General features: G+C 68.7%; 17 protein-coding genes and 2 pseudogenes. 11 read left to right on the forward strand and 8 right to left on the reverse strand.

From position 1 onward, the window contains the following. Positions 1-86 precede the first annotated feature (86 nt). The 5 genes and pseudogenes from ACQEVG_RS37910 to ACQEVG_RS37930 form a co-directional block, all read right to left on the reverse strand. Positions 87-638: pseudogene (locus ACQEVG_RS37910) on the reverse strand (IS982 family transposase); the annotation flags it as partial. A gap of 364 nt (positions 639-1,002) precedes the next feature. Beyond that, positions 1,003-2,166 carry an aminotransferase class I/II-fold pyridoxal phosphate-dependent enzyme gene (locus tag ACQEVG_RS37915; protein WP_432992643.1) on the reverse strand — a complete coding sequence of 388 codons (1,164 nt, stop codon included), beginning with the start codon at positions 2,164-2,166 and terminating at the stop codon, positions 1,003-1,005. Continuing rightward, positions 2,159-2,797 carry an RraA family protein gene (locus tag ACQEVG_RS37920; protein ID WP_432992646.1) on the reverse strand — a complete coding sequence of 213 codons (639 nt, stop codon included), beginning with the start codon at positions 2,795-2,797 and terminating at the stop codon, positions 2,159-2,161. The genes ACQEVG_RS37915 and ACQEVG_RS37920 overlap by 8 nt, the downstream gene beginning before the upstream one ends. Next, on the reverse strand, positions 2,794-3,444 hold the full coding sequence (locus ACQEVG_RS37925; protein WP_432992649.1) for an RraA family protein: 651 nt from the start codon (positions 3,442-3,444) through the stop codon (positions 2,794-2,796). The genes ACQEVG_RS37920 and ACQEVG_RS37925 overlap by 4 nt, the downstream gene beginning before the upstream one ends. Continuing rightward, entirely contained in the window at positions 3,444-4,130 is a 687-nt protein-coding gene (locus tag ACQEVG_RS37930; protein ID WP_432992652.1) for an RraA family protein, read from the reverse strand. Before ACQEVG_RS37930 ends, ACQEVG_RS37925 begins: the two co-directional genes overlap by 1 nt. Positions 4,131-4,189: 59 nt before the next feature. Between ACQEVG_RS37930 and ACQEVG_RS37935 the strand changes: the two genes are divergently transcribed. The 5 genes from ACQEVG_RS37935 to ACQEVG_RS37955 all read left to right on the forward strand — a co-directional run bounded on the left by ACQEVG_RS37935 (position 4,190) and on the right by ACQEVG_RS37955 (position 8,804). Beyond that, positions 4,190-5,101, forward strand: coding sequence for a LysR substrate-binding domain-containing protein (locus tag ACQEVG_RS37935; RefSeq protein WP_432992655.1), 912 nt, complete (start codon positions 4,190-4,192; stop codon positions 5,099-5,101). A 458-nt stretch (positions 5,102-5,559) separates the two neighbouring features. Then, positions 5,560-6,354: an amino acid ABC transporter ATP-binding protein gene (locus ACQEVG_RS37940; protein ID WP_432992658.1), complete on the forward strand. Its 795-nt coding sequence runs from the start codon at positions 5,560-5,562 to the stop codon at positions 6,352-6,354. Positions 6,355-6,365: 11 nt separating this feature from the next. Further along, on the forward strand, positions 6,366-7,286 hold the full coding sequence (locus tag ACQEVG_RS37945) for a glutamate ABC transporter substrate-binding protein (RefSeq protein ID WP_432992661.1): 921 nt from the start codon (positions 6,366-6,368) through the stop codon (positions 7,284-7,286). Between the two features lie 22 nt (positions 7,287-7,308). Continuing rightward, a complete protein-coding gene (locus ACQEVG_RS37950) occupies positions 7,309-7,956 on the forward strand; it encodes an amino acid ABC transporter permease (RefSeq protein WP_432992664.1) in 648 nt (215 codons plus the stop codon). Beyond that, a complete protein-coding gene (locus ACQEVG_RS37955; RefSeq protein WP_432992667.1) occupies positions 7,953-8,804 on the forward strand; it encodes an amino acid ABC transporter permease in 852 nt (283 codons plus the stop codon). The genes ACQEVG_RS37950 and ACQEVG_RS37955 overlap by 4 nt, the downstream gene beginning before the upstream one ends. Positions 8,805-9,312: 508 nt before the next feature. Here ACQEVG_RS37955 and ACQEVG_RS37960 read toward each other — a convergent pair. Beyond that, positions 9,313-9,777, reverse strand: a pseudogene (locus tag ACQEVG_RS37960) (hypothetical protein); the annotation flags it as partial. Between the two features lie 212 nt (positions 9,778-9,989). On the opposite strand from ACQEVG_RS37960, the gene ACQEVG_RS37965 reads away from it, so the two are divergent. Then, positions 9,990-10,535 (forward strand): DUF4760 domain-containing protein, encoded by a 546-nt coding sequence (locus tag ACQEVG_RS37965; protein ID WP_432992670.1) that lies wholly within the window; start codon positions 9,990-9,992, stop codon positions 10,533-10,535. Positions 10,536-11,001: 466 nt separating this feature from the next. Here ACQEVG_RS37965 and ACQEVG_RS37970 read toward each other — a convergent pair whose 3' ends face one another. Continuing rightward, positions 11,002-11,199, reverse strand: coding sequence for a hypothetical protein (locus tag ACQEVG_RS37970; protein WP_432992673.1), 198 nt, complete (start codon positions 11,197-11,199; stop codon positions 11,002-11,004). Positions 11,200-11,852: 653 nt separating this feature from the next. Further along, positions 11,853-12,044 (reverse strand): DUF6381 family protein, encoded by a 192-nt coding sequence (locus ACQEVG_RS37975; RefSeq protein ID WP_432992676.1) that lies wholly within the window; start codon positions 12,042-12,044, stop codon positions 11,853-11,855. Between the two features lie 190 nt (positions 12,045-12,234). On the opposite strand from ACQEVG_RS37975, the gene ACQEVG_RS37980 reads away from it, so the two are divergent. The 5 genes from ACQEVG_RS37980 to ACQEVG_RS38000 all read left to right on the forward strand — a co-directional run bounded on the left by ACQEVG_RS37980 (position 12,235) and on the right by ACQEVG_RS38000 (position 15,164). Further along, positions 12,235-13,311: a YihY/virulence factor BrkB family protein gene (locus tag ACQEVG_RS37980; protein ID WP_432992679.1), complete on the forward strand. Its 1,077-nt coding sequence runs from the start codon at positions 12,235-12,237 to the stop codon at positions 13,309-13,311. A 72-nt stretch (positions 13,312-13,383) separates the two neighbouring features. Beyond that, positions 13,384-13,932 carry a phosphatase PAP2 family protein gene (locus ACQEVG_RS37985; RefSeq protein ID WP_432992682.1) on the forward strand — a complete coding sequence of 183 codons (549 nt, stop codon included), beginning with the start codon at positions 13,384-13,386 and terminating at the stop codon, positions 13,930-13,932. A gap of 121 nt (positions 13,933-14,053) precedes the next feature. After that, positions 14,054-14,473, forward strand: coding sequence for a phage holin family protein (locus tag ACQEVG_RS37990; RefSeq protein WP_432992685.1), 420 nt, complete (start codon positions 14,054-14,056; stop codon positions 14,471-14,473). Continuing rightward, positions 14,470-14,901, forward strand: a complete 432-nt coding sequence (locus ACQEVG_RS37995) for a DUF3618 domain-containing protein (protein WP_432992688.1) — start codon at positions 14,470-14,472, stop codon at positions 14,899-14,901. The genes ACQEVG_RS37990 and ACQEVG_RS37995 overlap by 4 nt, the downstream gene beginning before the upstream one ends. Further along, complete coding sequence (locus tag ACQEVG_RS38000) at positions 14,898-15,164, forward strand: DUF4235 domain-containing protein (protein ID WP_432992692.1); 267 nt, start codon at positions 14,898-14,900, stop codon at positions 15,162-15,164. The genes ACQEVG_RS37995 and ACQEVG_RS38000 overlap by 4 nt, the downstream gene beginning before the upstream one ends. Positions 15,165-15,195: the final 31 nt, after the last annotated feature.

A 15,195-nucleotide genomic window follows, 5' to 3' on the forward strand; every position in this document is an offset into this window, starting at 1 on the left:
CGTCGCGCTGAATTCAACATCCGGAACAGGGGTATCAGGCCTCGGCTGTTGTCCATGAACACGCATCTCACGCAGCAGATGCGCTCGCGTTCGGCGACCAGGCCGGCGTCGATCTCCCGTATCGCGGCCAGGACTTCGCGTTCGCCGATCTTCGGGTTGGCCAGCTCCCACAGGATGGGCTGCCGGTGGGGGTGCAGAGCAGATAGAGGCGCAGGCCCCAGAAGAACCGCGAGTGAGAGGCCAGTAGCCGTACCCGGCGCGAGGTTCGAACGTTGCCCCGTTGGGCGGGACATCCCACACGGCGGTGGCGTGGAGGCGACGGTCCAGTGGTTGCCGAACGAGAGGTCGCTGTCCATGGCCAGCTTCCGGATCATCCGCTTGACCAGGGGCGGCGCCGCTCGCAGTCGCTTGTTTTAGCCCGACTGCTGAGGCAAGTAGGGGAACATGTCGGTCAGGTGCTTACGGGCGAAGCGCAGCCAGCGTGCCTCGGGGCGGTGGCCGAGCAGGGCTTGCGCCACGGCAAGGCAGACGAGCTCGGAGTCGGACAGCAGCGGCGGCCGTCCCATCCATCGGGTCCCTCCGATCTCGTCGTCGTTCACGTGCATTGCGGTCAAGAAGGTATTTAAGTCTTGCGTCACAACATGATCTTTAACGCCCTCTCTTCCTGCCCGCGCGCCGGCCCAGACATCGCACTCATTCGTCCAGCAGGTACCTCGCCGACGGCCCACCAGTACCATGCTGCAAACTTGTCCGCCGCGGTCGAGAAAACCTGCCATCAACACCGCTCCTGCCTGCACCAATAAAGGGGGAGCGCGTTGTCCCCACCGTCGATGACGCCGTGGACCAGCGGGCCGTACGAGCGGGCTCACATGTCGAAAGCGGCGGTGAACTCGTCGTGGCCGGCGGCTGCGGACGCGGTCGTTCGCGCGCCGGGTGGGGCCGTCCTCGGGCTCCTGGGCAAGGAGCGGGCCGGGCTGATCGTCTTGGCGGGGACGGGGCCGGCTACTGGGTACCGGGTCCCAGCGCGTGGAGCAGTCGTTCGATTGCAAGATCGAGGGCGGTCTCGCTGATGGCGAAGCACAGTCGCAGGCGTTCGGGGGCGTCGAAGACGTCCCCGGGTACGACGGCGAGGAGGGCTTCATCGAGGAGCCAGGCGGCAAGGTCACCGGCAGCGGTCCAGCGGTGCCGGTTGGCGTCGATGAGGCCGGTGACGGTAGGGAAGACGTACAGGCCGCCGTCGGGCAGCGGACAGTGGATGCCAGGCACAGAGTTGAGGGCCTGGGCGAGGCGGTCTCGGTTGGCGCGGTAGCGGGTGCGGGCTTCGCGCAGCGGGCGCCCAGCGCCGCGCAGCGCTTCCACGGCGGCAGCCTGAGTGATCAGCGGGGCGTGGGTGACGGTCTGTGCCACCAGCCGTGAGGCGTACGTGACGACGGGCGGGGGCCCGGCGAGCCACCCGATGCGCCAGCCGGTCATGGCGTGTGCCTTGGAGACTCCGTTGACCGCGATGCAGTGGTCGCGAGCCTGCGGCGCGGCGGCGAGCAAGGGGGTGGGCACGCCGTCGTAGACGAACTGGTCATAGATGTCGTCGGTGATACACCACACGTCGTGCTGCAGTGCCCAGTCGGCGATGTCGGTGAGCAGGTGGGCCGGGTAGACGGCGCCGGTCGGGTTGGCCGGACTGGCCAGGATCAGGGCGCGGGTTCGCGGGGTGCGGGCCGCGTCCAGGGTCTCGGGGGTGGCGAGGAAGTTGTTGTCGGCGCTGACTGGGACCTGGCGGGGGTGTCCGCCTGCGGCTTGGATGGCGCCGTGGTGGCCGGGCCAGCCGGGGGCGGTGACCAGTACGTCGTCTCCGGGCTCGAGGACGGCGGCGAGCGCGAGGTACAGGGCGTGTTTGGTGCCGAGGGCGATCTGGATGTCGTCGGCGCTCCATGCCAGGTGTGTGGTGGCGGCGAGGTGGTGCGCGGCCAGTTCGCGGAGTTGGGGAAGGCCGACGGCGGTGCCGTAGTGGTGGTAGGCGGGGTCGGCGGCGGCGCGGGCTGCGGCTTCGGTGATGTGGGCGGGGGTGGGCAGGTCGGGTTCGCCAGCGGCGAGGCTGATCACGTCATGGCCCATGCCGCGCAGCTCGGCGGCGCGTGCGCTGATCGCGAGGATGGCGTTGTCACTCACCGCGGTCTCCGGTTGGGCTGGATGTCTCGCCGGACGGGCAGAGGTTGTAGAGGTCAAGGGTGGTCTGTCCTTCGCGGAGTTCGTGGAGGATGCGGTGCTCGTCGCGGACACGCTCGTCGGCCCGCGTGATGATCGACAGCGCTGCGGCGCGCGGCAGGCAGACCACGCCGTCCGCGTCGGCGACGACCAGGTCGCCGGTGGCGACGGGGACACCTGCGAGCACAATCGGTTCGCCGAGCACGCCGGGATGGTTCTTCCTGGTGCCGGTGACCGAGATGCTGGAGGCGAAGACGGGGAAGTCCAGGCCGGCCAGTTCCGTGGTGTCGCGGACCCCGCCGTCGATGACCAGTCCGAGCAGGCCCCGGGTGCGGGCGGCGAAGGCGAGGACTTCGCCCCAGTGGCCGTGTATGGCGCGCTGCAGGTCCGCGACGAGGACATGCCCGGGCGGCGCGGCCGCGACCGCGCGGTGCAGCGCGAGATTGTCGCCGCCCAGGCCGCGCACGGTGTAGGCCGGGCCGGCCAACCGGGCCCCGGGCCACGCGGGTCGCAGCCGGGCGGCGCACGCGCAGTCCAGGCCGGAGGCTTCGTACAGCGTCGCGGTGGAGTGTCGGGTGTCGATCGTGGCGGTCATGCTGGTCCTCTTTGCAGGTGGTGGTAGCCGAAGTCGGCGCGTGCTCGGCGCAGCGGGCGTCCTTCGCGGACGGCGGTGATGATCTGGTCCTCGGTGTGTTCGATGCGCTCGGCGAGATCGACGACCTGCTCAAGGTGGCGGGCGGGGATTACGACGACTCCGTCGGCATCCGCGCTGACGATGTCATCGGGAGCCACCCTCACGCCGACGACGGTCAGCGGTGTGCCGACGGCTGCGAGGCGGACCCGGTCCTTGCCGGTGCGCATGAACACCCCACCACTCCATAGGGGATAGGCGGTGGCAATCGTGGTGGCCACGTCGCGGCAGGCTCCGTGGACGACGGTGGCGGCGATGCCGCGGTGCGCCGCGGTCCGGGTCATGATCCCGCCCCAGACCGTGCAGTCGGTGCGTCCGGCGTTGTCGATCACGATGACGGCGCCGGGTGGTACGTCGTCGAGGAAGTCCCCGACGCTGCCCTGGTCGCCGTCCGCGGGTTCGTAGGCGACGGTGAAGGCAGGGCCGGTGGCCCGTGCCGCCGGTGCCAGTGGTGCCAGGCCGTGGAGGGAGCCGGGCAGCGCGAGGGCGTCCAGCGCGTCGGAGATCGCTGCTGTCGGCAGGGCGGACAGCCGCTCGGACAGCGTGGTCATCACAGCAGGACTCCCTGGTTGTGGTCGTGTCCCGCGAGCCGGGCATCGCGCATCGCCTGCGGCAGGGGTGCTCCGGCGCACAGCTCACCGGCGATCGCGTTCTCCCGTACGGCGAGCGCCTCGGCAGCCTCAAGGACTTCCTCTGCGCGGTCGCGGGGTACGAAGACGATGCCGGACTCGTCGGCGACGACGATGTCTCCCGGGGCGACGGTGACCGCTGCGATCCGCACCGGCTCGCCGGTGGTGACCTGCCGCAGACGGCCCCGGGCGGTTACCGGTGTGGTGGCCTTGGCATAGACGGGGAAGCCGAGCCGGCGGGCGTCGTCGGCATCACGGCAGGCGCCGTCGGCGACCACGCCGCGCACCCCGCGCACAGTGGCGCCCAGGCTGAGCAGACCACCCCAGCAGGACACGTCGAGGCGGCCCTCATTGGCCACCACCAGCACCTCCCGCGGTCCGGCGGCCGCTATGGCGGTGGCGGCTATATGCGCGCCGGGGTGGGCAGGGCCGCTGCCGATCGGCCCGAGTCCAACCGTCGCGGCCAGCCCCACCACCTTGGGGCGTCCCCACGCCGGCCGAAAGCCCCCGACGCCGCTCGGCAGGTTCAGCCCGTCGAGGGCGTCGCTGACCACCGTGGTGTCAAGGGCGCCATATCTGGCAAGCACAGTGTTGTCGTCGCTGTTCATGCGGCCAGTCCACCAGGCCGCAGTAATATGGTGAAGGTCCGGTTCCCACTCACAGCAAGATGAGATCCGACCTGATGATCGAGGTCAGGCAGGCCCGCTACTTCATCGCCGTGGCCGAAGAGCTGCACTTCGGCCGAGCGGCGGAACGCCTGCGCATGTCCCAGCCGCCGCTCAGCCAAGCCATCCAGCAACTGGAGCGGCAGCTCGGCACCCGGCTGCTGGAGCGCACCAGCCGCAACGTCACCCTCACCGAGTCGGGCACGGTCTTGCTGCGGCACTGCTATGCGCTGCTCGCCACCGCGGACGCCGCCGCCATGGCTGTCGCCCAGGCCCAGGCCGGCTACCTCGGCACCCTGGCCCTCGGCGCGGTCACCTCCGCCTTTACCCAACCGCTGCCCGCCATCCTCCACCGCTTCCGCACCGAGCGACCTCAAATCGAGCTGCGGGTGCAAGAGCTCGACACCCCCGCAGGCATCCAGGCACTGCTCAACCACCAACTGGACGTCGCCGTCATCCGACACGGCGGAAGCGACAGAAGGCTTCGCGTCGACCCGCTGCGCCGTGACCACCTCGTGGTGGCTGTCCCGCAGGACCACGAGCTCGCCGGCAACCGCAGCGTCGACCTGGCCGTCCTCGCCGACCAACCCTGGGTGTGGCTACCGCGAACGGTCTCGCCGACCTACCACGACGAACTCATCGCCGCCTGCCGCCGAGCAGGCTTCAGCCCCCAGTCCCGCCACCAGGCCAACTCCATCCACTCTCAACTCGCCATGGTCGCCTGCGGACTGGGCGTCACCCTCGTCCCGCACACCTCCACCCAGCCCTCCCAGCCCGGGATCGCCTACCTACCCCTGCGCAGGCCCCACCACCTCGTCGAACTCGCCGTCGTGCGCCGCGCTGCCGACCCCGACCCCCAACCCCTGGTCGAACACTTCGTCCAATGCGCACAGGCCGTAGGCCCCACCGAATGAGACCAGGCCGCCGCGGCGGCCCCTGCCCGGTGGTCCCCCTCTCTCCAAGGTTGTCGCCGGTCCGGACGGGAGGCCGGCAGGGAGGGTGCCGCGGCGATCCGCGGCAGCGTCGGGCGTCGGCAGGTGCCCTGACGCCGCGCAGCCGAAGGCGCGGGGCGCTCCCGGCCACGACGTGCTGACCGTGCCCTGCCGCCACCATCAAGTGGCATCTCGTCTCGCTGCGAGTGGCAGCCGGACCTTCCCCATATGACGTCGCGCTGGTGTGCTGGGCCAGCCGCGCGAACAGCGACGAAGGGGTTCTCCCCCGACCTGCCCCGTTCGAGAGCGTGGCAGAGCGTGCGGTCCGCCACGTCGGCCGGGCACGGCCGCGGGTGCCACGGCCCCCATGATCCCGGGGCGCGAGACGTGAGCCGGCAGACGGGACCGAGATCCCCCCATGAGGATGGAGCGAGTGTGTGATGAGGGGAACTTCGACCTCTCCGGTTGCCGAGGAGGCCACGCGGCCCGCAGACGGGCCCTTGGTCGTACTGGACCGAGTGAACAAGTGCTTCGGCGCCCTGCAGGTGCTCCAGGACGTCGATCTGACGATCAGCCGGGGAGAGGTCGTCGTCGTGATCGGACCCTCGGGTTCGGGCAAGTCGACGCTGTGCCGCACGATCAACCGCCTGGAGACCATCGACTCCGGCAGCATCACCGTCGACGGCAGGCCGCTGCCCGCCGAGGGACGGGAGCTGGCGCGGCTGCGGGCCGAGGTCGGCATGGTCTTCCAGTCGTTCAACCTGTTCGCGCACAAGACGGTCCTGGAAAACGTCGTGCTCGGCCAGGTGAAGGTCCGCATGACGGCCAAGAAGCAGGCCACACAGACCGCGCGCGCACTGCTGGACCGAGTCGGGGTTGCCTCCCAGGCCGACAAGTACCCGGCGCAGCTGTCCGGCGGGCAGCAGCAGCGGGTGGCCATCGCCCGTGCTCTGGCGATGAATCCGAAGCTGATGCTGTTCGACGAGCCAACCTCCGCGCTCGACCCGGAAATGATCAATGAGGTGCTGGAGGTTATGCAGCAGCTCGCCCGGGACGGAATGACGATGGTCGTCGTCACCCACGAGATGGGTTTCGCACGCTCGGCCGCCCACCGCGTCGTGTTCATGGCCGACGGTCGAATCCTTGAAGAGGCCCGGCCCGAACAGTTCTTCACCCACCCACAAAGCGAACGGGCCAGGGACTTCATGTCGAAGATCCTCCGCCCTGAGACGTAAGGGATGTACCCATGAATTTCCGTAACGCCGCCGTCGTCGGCCTCGCTGTCCTGGCGCTGTCCGCTGCCTCCTCCGCCTGCGCCAAGCCGGGCGCACCCGGGTCCCAGTCCGCCTCCGGCGCCGGCAGCAGCCCCGCCCCGAAGGCTCCTCCCTACACCGTCAGATCCGGTGTGAAGATCGACTCGCCCACGCTCAAGCGGGCCCAGGCGCGCGGCAAGCTGGTTGTCGGCGCAAAGGCGGACCAGCCCTTCCTCGGCTTCGAAGACGCGAGCACGGGCGCACGCTCCGGCTTCGACATCGAGATCGCCAGGATGCTCGCCGCCGACCTCGGATTCCCCGCGGACAAGGTCGAGTTCAAGACCGTCGATTCCGCCAATCGCGAGACCGCCATATCCAAGGGCGACGTGGACCTCTACATCGGCACATACACCATCAACGACAAACGCAAGAAGCTGGTCTCCTTCGCCGGCCCGTACTACCGGGCAGGCCAGGACCTCCTGGTCGCCTGGGACAACACCTCCATCACCGGCCCGCAGAGCCTGAAGGGCAAGAAGGTCTGCTCGATCAGCGGCTCCACTGCGCTGGAGCGGATCAGCGACAAGAAATACGGCGCGACAGTGGTGGCGCTCGGCAAGTACTCCGACTGCGTCAAGCAGTTGACGGACGGTCAGGTAGATGCGGTCACCACCGACGACGCCGTTCTGAAGGGCTATGCGGCGCAGATGCCGGCCAGGCTCAAGGTCGTCGGCAAGCCATTCTCCAGCGAGCCGTACGGCGTGGGTCTGGCCAAGGGCGACAAGGCGCTGCGTGACGCGCTCGACGACGCCCTCACCGCCCACCAGGACAACGGCGACTGGAAGAAGGCATACGACGCCACGCTGGGCCTGTCCGGGACCCCGGCCCAGGCCCCGCCGGCCATCGTGCGCTACTGACCGGCCACCGGAGACCAGCGAGATGAACGTCCTGCTCGACAACGCCGCCCTGTTCCGCGAGGGCCTGCTCGGCACACTGTCGCTGACTGCGGTCAGCGCGGCGCTCGCCCTCGTCCTGGGGGTGGTTACGGCCGCGTTCCGGGTCTCCCCGGTACCCCCGCTGCGGACCTTCGCCGCGGTGTGGGTGACGCTGCTGCGCAACACCCCGCTGACCCTGCTGTTCCTGATCGTCGTCTTCATCGGGCCGCAGATCTTCTTCCCCGGCTTGAGCTGGTACACCCTGGCGGTGATCTCCCTCGGCTGTTACACCTCGGCCTTTGTGTGTGAGGTGGTGCGCTCCGGCATCAACACCGTGCCGCTCGGGCAGGCCGAGGCCGCCCGCGGCGTCGGCATGACCTTCACCCAGACCCTGCGGCTGATCATCCTGCCGCAGGCGGGCCGCGCGGTCATCGCACCGATCGGCAGCCTGATGATCGCGCTCACCAAGAACTCCGCCATCGCCGGGGCGTTCGGCGTCTACGAGCTGTTCACCCAGCAGAAGCGGCTGAGCGAGCTCGGCTACGGCATCCTGGCAGTCTTCGTCTGGATCGCCCTCGCCTACCTGCTCATCACCCTCGCGATCAGCGGCCTGTTCCGTGTGCTGGAGAACCGGCTGGTGGTGACCCGATGACGGCGAGTGTCCTGTATGACGCACCCGGCCCCACGGCCCGACTGCGCAACCGCCTGTACGCGGTCTTGTGCAGCGCAGCGCTCCTCGCGCTGACCGGCTTCGTCGCCTGGCGGCTGACCGCCGAAGGACAGTTCGCGCCCTCCATGTGGGAGCTGTTCCAGTACAGCGGCATCCAGCAGCGCTTGGCCGACGGGATGGTCTCCACCCTCAAGGCCTTCGCGCTGGCCGCACTCCTCTCGCTGGTCCTCGGCACGCTGCTGGCCGCGGGCCGTCTCTCCGACCACGCAGCCGTGCGCCGGATCGCCACCGCCGTTGTGGAGCTCTTCCGGGCGCTGCCACTGCTCATCCTGGTCTTCGTGCTGTACGCCAGCCTCTTCACGCCCTTCTGGGCCCTGGTGACCGGGCTGGCCCTCTACAACGCCTCGGTCCAGGCGGAGGCCTTCCGCGCCGGCGTCAACGCCGTACCCAAGGGGCAGTCCGAAGCGGCGTACGCCATGGGCATGCGCAAGACGCAGGTGATGGCCACCGTCCTGGTCCCGCAGGCCGTGCGCGCCATGCTGCCCACGGTTATCGGCCAGCTCGTGGTTACCCTGAAGGACACCTCCCTCGGCTACATCATCACCTACGAGGAACTGCTGTACGCCGGGCGCCTGATCGCCTCCAACACCACCACCGCCGGCGGCTTTCCGTATGTGCCCGTCGTGATCGTCATCGGCGCCCTCTACATCGCCATGTGTCTGGCCCTGTCCGGAACCGCCAACTGGATAGAGCTGCGCGGCCGCCGCAGCCCCAAGAAAACCTCCACCCAGCCACCCGAAACCGATACCGTCGCCGCCCGGGCAGGCTGACAGACCCCGCATACCCGACCTGACCGATCAGGCGCTGCCGTGTCACCACACTGATCAACGCCGGACAGCGAACCCTTCTGCACGTCCGTGAGCCACTTGCCGTAGCAGCGCACGCGCTCGGGCGTGAAGATCGCGATGGGCAGCGCGTGAAGCGGCGACGACCGGCCGACAGCGGGCAGACGGCCAAGGTGATGAAATCCGGTCGGCGAGAGCGAGGGCGTCCGTGAAGGGAGGCTGCGTCAGAACCCGTCCTTGAACCCGGGTGATCGGCCCGCGTGGCTCGGTTGTCAGTGGCTGGTCGTACTCTCCGGCAGGTGACAGATCATCGGAGAGAGCCGCGCAGTCTCGAAGCTGCGATCCGTGGTGCGCGAAACGTCCAGCCGTTCACGAATTATTTTGACGGAACGTCACGGCAAGATCGCAAAGTGAAGCTATCGCACGGTAGTTGAATGGTGCGGCGGGCTTTGCGGATGCATGGTTGATCACGAAGGAGAACGCAATCTGCTGTCTATGGCAGGCCTGCCCGCCAGCTCCAGTCGCAGGCCGGGCCCGCCCGGATCCTCCTCGTGCAGGCGGGGCCAGACACCGGCTTCGGTCCAGTCCCGAAGACGCCGCCAGGTACGCCAGTGAGAATTCGTGTCCTGAGCTGGTTCTTCTTTGGTAGTGGCAATGGCGGGCGGTGGCTTGGTGGCGTCTGCGCCACCGGGACCAGTTCAGTGTGCGACGGCTTCCGTCCTGGTGGGGCCTTGGGCCAGGAAGCAGAGATCCAGCAGGCGCCGGATCTCTGCCACGGTGAGCGGGACGAGGCTGGTGATGTCGTTTCTGAAGCCCCCTTTGCGGCGTCATGGGCTCGGGCGGCGAGGACGGTTAGGAAGGCATGGGCGAGCATCGTGAAGGTGATGTGCCGATACCAGCCCACGTAGCGGCGGACCTCGTATTCGTCGAGGCCGCACTCGCTCTTCGCGGCCTGGAAACACCGCTGGAAGCCTTCCCCGCAACCTTCTCCGGTGCCCGGGTCGGGCGCGCGCGTGTCCACGAAGGGGCAGTTGCTCGATCGGCAGATCGCGGACCCTGAACGCGGCCGACTGCGTGCGCGTCTTCGCCGACAAGAAGTCAGGCAAGAATGCGGAGCGCGGGGGCCTTGCCGTGCATGCGCTCGCGGTGAAGGCTCCGTACGGTGACCGGATGGACAGTTCTGTCGTCTTCAACGTCGCGACCACGAGCATCGCCGTCGTCGCAGTGGTGACTTCCATCGTGTTCAATGCGCGGCAGGCCCGCACCGCGCAGCACGCCAACCACATATCGGTGATGGTCGATTTACTCCAGGAGTTCCGATCTGCCGAGTTTCACGAGCAACACGACTACGTGTGCACGCGCCTGGGGGCGGAGCACGACCCGGAGGCTGGAGTGCGCGGGTTGCCGGGTGAGGCCAAGACGGCCTTCTACAGCGTCGTGTACTACTACCAGTCCTTCGCGAACCTCGCCGTCTTCGGGCTGCTCGACGAAACCCTGATGGTCACGGTCCTGCGGACCCGGATCGTCTCGGTCTGGCAGGCCGTCCGGCCATTCGTGGAGCGGGAGCGGGAGTTGCGGGGCGAGGGCGATGGAGGAACGTATATGTCGATCTTCGAGGAGCTGGCCCGACGAGCGGCAGAGCTGCCTCCGGAGCACGTCCGCAACTGGATGACCGAGAACCGGGGCCGACTGACGCGCCTTGGGCTGATGCGCTGAAGCGGGCGGTTGCGGTCGAGGTCCCACTTGGGACGAGCAGGGCCCGCAGGACGGCGGTCTGCGGGCCCTATAAAACTGCCGGACGTTGTTGACACCTGGGTCTCCTACCACTACGGAGATCTGGCATGCCCCCTTCTGCCAGCAAAGGCCACGGAACGCTTCAGCATGCCCACAACCTGGGGAATTTGTCCCTTCAGGCACTCAGATTTTCGGGTGTCGCGGGGCTCTACGTTCTTCGCCGGGGCCGTAGCGGATGGGCGCGAGTTCCGGGACGCGAGTGGCGGGCGATGGTCTCGACGGGCCGGTACCGACGGCATGGCTGGAGCGTGGCGCCCGGGCGCGGTCCGCCTTGCCGATGGCGGCCCGTTCTTGGGGGTCAGGTGCGCTCCGGGTGCCGTGGGCCGGGGGCGTCTGCGGGCCCGTTCTCGTCGCTGTCATCGCGCACTCCTTGCCGCTGGGGAGCTGGTCAGTCCGGTAGTCGGCGCATCTCCACCATGTGCAGGACCAAGTCCTGGAAGCGCATGAGCAGTCCGTACAGATGCGCCTCGTCGGTGACGGGGCCGAAGAGCAGCGTCTGCGGTGCCGCGGGGACTTCCTCCAGTTCGGGGAAGGCCTCGGCGATGGGCCTGGACCGGCGGCCGGTGACGCGGAACTCGTAACGCATGCCCGCACTCCCATCGGTCCTCGGGGGATCGTCTTTCCCGCATGCTGTCCGAGGTGCGGCCGCCGTGGCATCACCCGGATGAGGTGAGCGCGCAGCCGGCCCGTCAGATCAGGTGGAACTCCTTTGACCGGCGAACCGCGTCGCGGCGCCGGGAAACGGGACAGCTCCGCGCCTATCGACTGGGCAGGCCCTGGTCGGATCCTGATCCGGTGAGTGACCTGGCTACTGCCGGCTCGTTAACCCGGCTGGCAGTACGTCACTCGGTCTCGGGGGCGTGCGGCAGGTCGGTCGGGGGCGCCATATCTCGCAAGGAGTGGCCCCCGGTCCGTTGTCGGCCTCCTGCTTCCTGGCAACCCGCATCGCCCCGCCCTGCCGGGCTCCATCAGCGATACCCCCGAACGGGGTTCTTGCGACAGTCCAGCCGTTCGGGGGCCCTGTGATCACACATCACGGCTCCGGAGGGAGCGATTCCAGTATGAAACGGGCACCACGTGCTTGCAGGACTTGCGCGCTGAGTGGCCTTAGGTCTCCTGGGAGTGCTCCCGGGCGGCGTCTCCTCCGTGGTAGCGGCGGGCTGCACCGCAACCCGAGAGCTACGCCGCCGGGTGAAGGGAGCCTTGGGGAGGCCACCGGCGGGCGCCTGCACAGGAGCGCTACAGCGTGGGGTCGATGTCCCCGGGTCCCTTGCCGCTTTCCTGTTCGCTCTGCTCCTTGAGCTGGCGGGCCTTCTCCTTCAGCTGCTGCCGTTCGTCGGGATCAGTGACCCGCTCCGCTGCCTGTTCCATCTCCTGCGCCTTCTGGCGCAGCTGCTGGGCACGACCGCCGGGCTCGCCTGCAAGGCTCATGATCACTCCTTGACGTGGTTGGGGCACAGCTCCCCATCAGCGAAACAGCGCCGCTGCAGCGACGCATCCCGAACGATCACCCACCGCTATCGCCCCATCCCGATGGTGGCTGGCTGCTCCCCGGAGTGCGGGTCGCCGTCCCGGTCAAGCACCAGGTTCAGGAGCCGAGGTTTGCGGTTACCCGTTCGACATGGAACCGACAAGGCGTGACAAAGCGGACGGGCAGTACCGGCGCGAGGGCGGGTGGGGAGGTGCAGGCCCGGGGGCGGAGCCGACCGGCAGTCGGCCCGGTCCCGCTCCAGAGGTGGAGCGCGATGCCCCGGATGAACCCACCGCGATGGGCAAGAGGTCATGGGGGGCGGTACTGAAAGGCACGATGGCCGAGTTCAAGGACGACGAGCTCGCCGACCGGGCGGCGGCGTTGACCTATTACGGCATCCTGGCGCTGTTCCCCGCCCTTCTGGTGCTGGTCTCGCTGCTGGGCATCGCGGGGGAGTCGGCGACGCAGAGCGTCCTGGACAATCTCACCAAGCTCACGCCGGGATCGGCCCGCGACATCATCACCAACGCGGTGGAGCAGCTGCAGTCCACCGGCGGCACCAGTTCCGTTCTGGCGATCGTCGGCCTGGTCATGGCGCTGTGGTCGGCGTCCGGCTATGTCGCGGCGTTCATCCGCACCTCGAATGCCGTCTACGACGTCCCCGAGGGCCGCCCGGTCTGGAAGATCACGCCACTGCGGATGGTTCTGACCCTGGTACTTATGGTCCTGGCCTGCGTCAGTGCGCTGATAGTGGTGTTCACCGGAAGCCTGGCCAAGCAGGTCGGCACCGCGCTGGGGATGGGGGACACGGCGTTGACGGTGTGGTCGATCGCCAAGTGGCCGGTGCTGGTGGTGCTGGTCACCATCATGATCGCCATCTTGTACTGGGCCTCACCCAATGCACGGGGCCGCGGCTTCAAGTGGGTCACCCCGGGCAGTTTCCTTGCCCTGGTGATCCGGATGATCGCCTCGGCGGGCTTCGCGCTGTACGTCGCGAACTTCGCCTCGTACAACAAGACCTACGGCACCCTGGCGGGCGTGATCATCTTCCTGGTGTGGCTGTGGATCACGAATCTGGCGATCCTGCTGGGCCTGGAATTCGACGCGGAGATGGCCCGCGAGCGCGCGATCATCGGCGGCCACCCCAAGGACGAAGAGCCCTACGTCCAGCCGCGGGACACTCGCAAGTGGACCGATGAAGAACGCAGGGAGCTGGGCGACCGCTGACCCGGCACGCTAGGGCCACACGGCAGCCGGAACCGGGGGTTTGGGATACCGGACGACGGAAATGGGCTGGTCATGCGCCTGCTCCATGATGCCCGGCACCTCGACCGGCAACTGACCCGCCAAGCCGCCGCGTGGGACTCGCCCTGGGCACGACACGTGCTGCCCGGCGTGGCGTCCGCGGCCGAAGGAACCAAACTCTGGTGGGGCATGGCGGCGATGATCAGCGCAACTGGCCGCTCCGGATTCAAAGCCCCTGCCGCAGGCCTGCTGAGCATGCTCACCGCGGAAATGCTGTCGAACGCGGTGGCGAAGCAGATCACCCGCCGACGCAGGCCGCCCAAGCAGCTGATCCCGCACGACGACGTCGAAGACCGTCCGGCCAGCTCCTCCTTCCCGTCCGGGCACACGGCAGCCGCCGTGGGCTTCACCGCCGCTGTGGCTTTCGCCTCGCCGTTGTGGGGAGCCGCGGCCGCCGTTCCGGCAGTCATCGTGGCCGCCGAGCGCGTCCACACCGGGGCCCACTACCCCAGCGATGTGGCGGCCGGCGCCGCCATCGGCCTGGCCAGCGCCTGGCTCATCCACCACGCGCCCCGCCTGCTGGTCCGCAGGCTGCTGCCCTGATCCCTCAGACCGGCCGGCCATCGGCAGCCGAATGAGCCGGCCCTGCTCGGGTACGCGGGATGCAGCCATGCCTGCAATAAGGGGGATCACCCGCCGAGCCAACGCAAGAGAGGTCACGACGATGAACACGTCACCGGACTACCCGCCGCGTCACGATTCCGAGGAGTCGGTCGGCGAGCTGGTCACACAGGCATCGGAGCAGATCTCGCAGCTGATGCGGCAGGAGCTGCGACTGGCGCAGGCGGAGTTGCAGCGCAAGGGCAAACGGTTCGGGATCGGCGGTGGCCTGTTCGGCGGGGCCGGCGTGGTCGGGTTTCTCGCCCTGCAGGCCGTGGCGGCCACCGCGATCGTGGCGCTGGACCTCATGTGGCCGCTGTGGGGCGCGGCGCTGACCGTGACCGCCGTCCTTCTCGCTGTGGCCGGTGTCCTCGCTGCCGCCGGCAAGAATCAAGTGGACCAGGCCACCCCGCCCGCCCCGGAACAAGCCATCGAGGGCGTCAAGAGCGACGTCGCCGAGATCAAGGAGAGGGCACGCCGATGACCGACAAGTCCCAGGACAACGGCTCCACGCCCACTCCCGAGGAACTGCGGGAGCAGGCGGAGGACACCCGAGAGGAACTCGGGGAGACGGTGGAGGCGCTGGCTGCCAAGGCGGACGTCAAAGCGCAGGCGAAGCAGAAGGCCGCCGAGGTCCGGAGCCAGGTGCAGGGCAAGGCCATCGGTGCCCTGCACATGGTGCAAGACAAGGCATCCGGGCCGGTACGCGAGAAGGCCGCCCATGCCAAGCAGCAGCTGACCGAGACCACTCACGTCCTGGGAGAGAGACTCCAGGACAGGACCCCGGAGGCGGTGCGTGACAAGGCCGATCAGGCGGCGCAGGCGGCGCGGAGCAACCGCAGTCTGCTCATGGCCGCCGGGGCGGCTCTGGCCGCCGTCTTCCTCCTCTTCCGCAGGAGGAAGAACCGATGAAAGCATCCGAGGTTGTCTACAAGCCGGTCGGCCTGGCCCTGGGCGCGGTGAGCGGCGCTCTGGCTGGTGCGCTGTTCAAGCAGGTATGGAAGGCCACCGGCCATGAGGAGGGCGCTCCCGATGCCACTGACAAGGACCGCGACTGGCGCGAAGTCCTGGCCGCCGCCGCGATGCAGGGTGCGATCTTCGCCGCGGTCAAGGCGGCTGTCGACCGCGGCGGCGCCAGCACCGTACACCGGCTGACCGGAACCTGGCCGGGCTGACGGGGACCTCCTACGTCTGCCCACGCGACGC

This window comes from Streptomyces sp. CA-135486 (genome assembly GCF_050936555.1).
In the GTDB taxonomy this organism is placed as follows: domain Bacteria; phylum Actinomycetota; class Actinomycetes; order Streptomycetales; family Streptomycetaceae; genus Streptomyces.